Below are 5,668 nucleotides of genomic sequence, written 5' to 3' on the forward strand. Positions count from 1 at the left end.
CCCTAGCCCTGAGCATCCTAGCCCCTAGTCCCTTCTTCTATGGGTGGCCCCAGATTCAAGTCGGAAAGGGCCACCCCACCTCTCCTAACTAATCGGGAAGGGGTTAGAGTCCAGGGAGATTGAGCCCACCTGTCAGTTCTTCCATCTTCTCCCGCATAGTCATCGTTGACTTATTGTAAGCATCTTGCATCGCCACTGTGACGAGTTCAGAAACCACATCTGCGCCTTCACCAAGGGCATCAGGGGAAATCTCAACGCGGCGGGGTTCTTGGTTGCCACTAACAACAACTTTGACTAAGCCGCCGCCGGCAATTCCCTCAATTTCCATTACATCCAACTCTTCTTGAAGCTTTTTAGCTCCTTCTTGAACTTGCTGAGCTTTCTTGAAAGCTTCAGTCAGTTCTTTCATTTTGCCGAGGCCGAAGCCAAATCCTTGCGATTTTGTCATAAATGCTTTGTGATTGTGTGTTGGCTACTAATCCGCCACTGCTCTATAGAACCTATTTTAGGCAGTTTTAGACAATTTTATTGACTACTTATCTTCCTCCCTTCACCACCGATCCTGCCTTAAAAAGGAAACTCTCCTAGTATTTTAACCTCTGGCTCCAACAATAGCGACCAGCGCTGTTCCACTTGCTCTTGAACATAGCGGATCAGTTGGAAGATGTCGCTTGCGGTTGCCCAGCCACAGTTGAGAATAAAGTTAGCGTGGCGGACTGCCACTTGGGCCCCGCCAATTTGGTGTCCCTTGAGTCCTGTTTGTTCAATTAACCAGCCTGCTGTTTTCGGGCCGGGGTTGCGGAAGACACTGCCACAACTGGGTAAATGGTAGGGCTGGCTTGTCCGTCGTTGATTGAGATGTTCAGTGGTAGCCGCCATCACCATTGCCTTTTCAAATCCTGGCTGTAACTGGAAGGTGGCTTGGGTGACAAGGCGGTTGCTGCCTTGGAGTGCCGAAGTACGGTAGCGATAGCCGAGTTCTTGAGGGGTGAGAATTTCCACTTTGCCGGTGGGCGAGAGGACGGAAGCATTCACCAGAATCTCAGCGGTAGAACTCCTATGTGCCCCGGCATTCATCACCACAGCGCCTCCAACGGTGCCGGGGATGCCAACTGCCCACTCTAACCCTTGCCAACCGCGCTTAGCTGCCAGCCAGGCGAGGCGGGGAATGGATTCTCCCGATCCGGCGGTGAGTTGACCTGTTTCCGGGTTGAAATCAACGTGGCGAAGGTGGCGAGTACCGACGACCAATCCCGTTAAGCCGCGATCGCTAACTAGCAAATTCGAGCCAGCGCCCAGGAGAGTGACAGGCACTCCCTCAGAGCTAGCCCACTCGAAACTTGCTTGTAGCTCTTCGAGAGTGCTCGGAGCAATGTACCATTCAGCAGGGCCGCCAACTCGAAAAGAAGTCAGTGGGGCCAAAGAGACTTGAGACTTAATTTGGCAACCAGTTCCCGGTAGGGGAATCGGAGCATACACTCGTCGGTTGTCCTTTGTGGGGGAGTCAGAGGAGAGAGTCACGATCATAACAAATGCTTAAATGCCTCGGATTAAAGACGTTGTTGACAGTTGATTGACCCAACTTGTAAGCGATCGCTCTCAGTAGGCGGCATGAGGTGACTCATGCAGGCAGCTCACTGCGGGGATCGCCCTCTACAACAGACACTCCCAGACTTGGGGCCTCTTGGTAAAAGGTCATCACTTCTGGAATGATTTGATTGAGATTGCCAGCGCCGAGAAAAAGAGCCAGATCTCCTGGTCGCAAGATTTCTGTCAAAAACTTGCCGATCGACTGGAGACTCGGTTGGTAATAAACCCGCTGGTGATGTTCCGCAATCAAATCTGCCAGCTTTTCCCCACTGATTTGCCCTGTATTTGGTTCTCCAGCACTATAAATGTCGCTGACAATTACGATGTCGGCATCGCTAAATGATTGGGCGAATTCTGTCAAAAATGTCAGAGTTCGGCTGTAACGGTGTGGTTGGAAGACAGCAACAACCCGTCTGGATTTTGAATTTTGAATTTTAGATTTGGGCTTGGGTTTGCTATTTTCAATCCGTAGGCGGGCTGAAGTTAAGGTAGCGCGAATTTCGCTGGGGTGGTGAGCGTAGTCATCCACGAATAGGATGCCGTTGTGTTCACCTCTAACTTCAAAACGGCGACGTGCCCCTTCAAAGTCGGCGATCGCCTTAGCAATTACACCAAACTCTAACCCTAATAATCTACCCACTGCCACCGCAGCTAGAGCATTACTAAGATTGTGCTGCCCTAGCAGCTTTAATTGCATCTCTCCAAGAGCTGTACCTCGCTCCCAAACGCGAGCGATGGTACAATCTGCCCTATACTCGACGCTATCTACCGTATAGTCAGCGCCCCTGTTAGCTTCCAGGCTATAGCTGACGCTAGGTTTAAGGGAGTTTTTGACTGTATCGCAGTCAATGCACCCCACTAAGATTTGACAGTTCTGGGCAAATACGTTAAAGGTTGCGATTACCTGATCGAGGGTATCGTAGTGGTCTGGATGATCGAGTTCGATATTTGTGACCACCCCGATTTTGGCTGAGAGTTTGACCAGAGAACCATCGGACTCGTCTGCTTCAGCGACTAGGTAGGGCCCGTGTCCCAAGCGTGCGTTCCCTTCCCAGGCATTGACCTCTCCTCCCACCACGATCGTCGGGTCTAAGCCCGCTTTCAGTAGCATGAAGCCGATCATGCTGCTAGTGGTAGTTTTGCCGTGAGTCCCTGCTACGGCGATGCTCTGGTAGTCCAGAATCAGGGCTGCTAACACATCCGACCGATGAAAAATCGGACAGCCTAAATCAAGGGCGCGTCGATATTCGGAATTGGCCGGGTGAATTGCCGTCGAACAGATCACCTGGGGTAAGTCCAGAGGTGATAAGGCGATCGCGCCTTTGCCGTTGTGATTGTCCCCTGAAGCGGCGATCGCAGACCCTCCACCTCGACTGATGGTTTCTAAAGTCTTAGGGGTCTCAGACGACTGGCAATCCGCATCATTTCCATCTGCATTCGCTTGGAATAATTCAAAATTGCTGGCATCTTGTCGCCAAAAAATATGAGCGCCCATTGCTTGCAAACGCTGAGTTATATGGCTTGGTTTAATATCCGAGCCATATATAGGCAACTTGCGTTTAGCTAGAATGTAGGCAAGGGCTGACATTCCAATTCCACCAATTCCGATGAAATGAAATGGCCTGCCGGTGAAATCAACAGAACTCGGCATCTTCGCTCCTCACACACCACACCACGCCAATAACACGCGATATCATATCAAGAATTGTTTTCTTAGGATACAGTTCGCTAGAGATTTCCTGCAAAGCCACTCTGCGCGTCCTTTTGCTTTACGGACTTCTAGAATAGTTTGTCTTGTATACTATATGACTTGTTTGCCAGTAAATATCAGGAATCGTCAGAGGTTGCAGATCGCAGACCGGAGAGCGCAGGGTTGGGGTCAAGGGGTTTGCAATCTGGCCTACAGGCAATAGACCTGTACTCGCCTACTCCTGCATTCTCGCACGTTTGAGCGCTAGGAGCTCGGTTATTAGTAGGATGAGGGGTAAAACCCCTCACTGACTTACTAACAGTATCGTCTTGTATGGGAAAAATAGCAATCTTTGGGGGGACTTTCGACCCGGTTCACTGGGGGCATTTATTGATGGCACAGACGGCTGTGAGTCAGTTTGGTCTTGACAAAGTAATCTGGGTTCCCGATCCCAGCCCCCCACACAAATCGCAACGGGTGTCGGTGGATTGCGAACGGCGGCGGGAAATGGTGAACAGAGCGATCGCCGATCGCTCAGATTTTGTCCTATCACCTCAACAGGACGATCCCACTGGTACATCCTACGCAATTGAAACTTTTTTATACCTCCAGCGCATCAACCCAGACGCTCAGTGGTATTGGATTATTGGCTCAGATGCTTTCCAAACTCTTCCTCAATGGCATCGATGCCTGGAAATCAGCCAATTATGTTATTGGTTGGTGGCCCCACGCCCCTACCAGAGAGAAGACGAAAGCGGGGATCTGCAAACAACTCACTTTCATATCAAACAGATTATTGAGCAAATGGCCACCCTGGGAGTGCCGATCCGGCTTTCAGTGCTGGAAATGCCTGGGATCGGAATATCATCAAGTCTAATTCGCCAATATTGCCTCAACGGTCGCGACCTCCGCTACTTAGTCCCGGAAACTGTCAGAACTTACATTACAGCCCAAAAGCTGTATCAACCTCAGCCGCAAACCTGACGACCGAGCCCAAGTAATTTGTTCAGCAATTTTTGATACAGACAAAACGTTAGAAGGGATCGCCCTTTGCGATATGATCTGGGTCATGGTTAATTATTAAATTTTTCCAAAATTTAAAGCCTAAGCTAGGCGCTGCTGTCGTTAGGAGGTACAAGGTGATTAGAGTCGCGATCAACGGTTTTGGACGCATCGGACGTAATTTTATGCGCTGCTGGCTGGGGCGCGAAAACAGCCAATTGGATCTGGTTGCTATCAATGACACTTCAGATCCAAAAACCAACGCTCACCTGCTCAGATATGACACGATGCTGGGGACGTTGAAGGGTGTAGATATTACTACCGATGAAAACTCTATAACCGTCAATGGCAAGACAGTGAAATGTGTGAGCGATCGCAATCCACTAAACTTGCCTTGGGCTGATTGGGGCATTGATTTGGTAATCGAAGCGACAGGGGTCTTCGTAGACCAAGCTGGCGCATCGAAGCACATGACGGCGGGTGCTAAGAAGGTACTAATTACCGCTCCTGGCAAAGGCCCTGAAGTTGGGACTTTCGTCATCGGAGTTAACGACCACGCCTACACTCATGATAGTTATACAGTAATCAGCAATGCTAGTTGCACAACTAACTGTCTAGCTCCCGTTGCTAAGGTGTTAAACGACAACTTTGGCATCATTAAGGGCACAATGACTACTACCCATAGCTATACTGGCGACCAACGCTTGTTAGATGCCAGTCACCGAGATTTGCGCCGAGCAAGGGCGGCGGCGATGAATATTGTGCCGACTTCTACAGGTGCGGCTCAAGCTGTGGCTCTGGTAATTCCTGAACTTAAGGGTAAACTTAATGGCATAGCAATGCGCGTGCCTACCCCTAATGTGTCGGTAGTGGATTTTGTGGTTCAGGTGCAGAAGAAGACTTTTGCTGAGCAGGTAAATGAAGTTCTCAAAGCAGCGGCGGAAGGGCCAATGAAGGGAGTTTTAGAGTATAGCGACTTGCCTTTGGTTTCTTCTGACTATCGCGGACATGATGCTTCTTCGATTGTTGATGCTAGTCTGACTTTGGTTCTGGATGGCGATATGCTTAAAGTAATCGCTTGGTATGACAACGAGTGGGGCTATAGTCAGCGGGTTGTTGACTTGGCTGAGCTTGTTGCCCAAAAGTGGCAATCCTAGAGGTTTTGAACTTTTAACCCCGGACAAACGCAGATGAATGTAGATGGTTTTAGCCATTTTTAGTCATCTGCGTTTATTTTGTTAATTGTTAATTGTTAATTGTTAATTGGTAATTGGTAATTGGTAATTGGTAATTGGTAAATGGTAATTGGTACCTTCCACATCTTCCCTTCATCCCCTCTCTTCCTCTTTCCCTAGTCCCTAGCCCCTAGCCCCTAGCCCCTAGCCC

The 5,668-nt window shown here is 49.5% G+C and carries 5 protein-coding genes; 2 read left to right on the top strand and 3 right to left on the bottom strand.

The genetic code is table 11. The features are described from left to right. Positions 1 to 103 precede the first annotated feature (103 nt). The 3 genes from PN499_RS04670 to murC form a co-directional block, all read right to left on the bottom strand. The gene (locus PN499_RS04670) at positions 104 to 448 is read right to left on the bottom strand and encodes a YbaB/EbfC family nucleoid-associated protein (protein WP_007358058.1); all 345 of its coding nucleotides are present in this window, start codon (positions 446 to 448) and stop codon (positions 104 to 106) included. A 119-nt stretch (positions 449 to 567) separates the two neighbouring features. Then, positions 568 to 1,527 carry a UDP-N-acetylmuramate dehydrogenase gene (gene murB / locus PN499_RS04675; protein WP_272030520.1) on the bottom strand — a complete coding sequence of 320 codons (960 nt, stop codon included), beginning with the start codon at positions 1,525 to 1,527 and terminating at the stop codon, positions 568 to 570. A gap of 94 nt (positions 1,528 to 1,621) precedes the next feature. After that, positions 1,622 to 3,241 (bottom strand): UDP-N-acetylmuramate--L-alanine ligase, encoded by a 1,620-nt coding sequence (gene murC / locus PN499_RS04680; RefSeq protein ID WP_272030521.1) that lies wholly within the window; start codon positions 3,239 to 3,241, stop codon positions 1,622 to 1,624. 372 nt (positions 3,242 to 3,613) lie between these two features. On the opposite strand from murC, the gene nadD reads away from it, so the two are divergent. Together nadD and PN499_RS04690 are read left to right on the top strand one after the other, a co-directional pair. Continuing rightward, the gene (gene nadD / locus PN499_RS04685) at positions 3,614 to 4,264 is read left to right on the top strand and encodes a nicotinate-nucleotide adenylyltransferase (RefSeq protein WP_272030522.1); all 651 of its coding nucleotides are present in this window, start codon (positions 3,614 to 3,616) and stop codon (positions 4,262 to 4,264) included. A gap of 155 nt (positions 4,265 to 4,419) precedes the next feature. Next, positions 4,420 to 5,439 carry a type I glyceraldehyde-3-phosphate dehydrogenase gene (locus PN499_RS04690; RefSeq protein ID WP_007358062.1) on the top strand — a complete coding sequence of 340 codons (1,020 nt, stop codon included), beginning with the start codon at positions 4,420 to 4,422 and terminating at the stop codon, positions 5,437 to 5,439. Positions 5,440 to 5,668: the final 229 nt, after the last annotated feature.

The organism is Kamptonema animale CS-326 (assembly GCF_028330895.1).
Classification (GTDB): Bacteria; Cyanobacteriota; Cyanobacteriia; order Cyanobacteriales; family Microcoleaceae; genus Kamptonema; species Kamptonema formosum.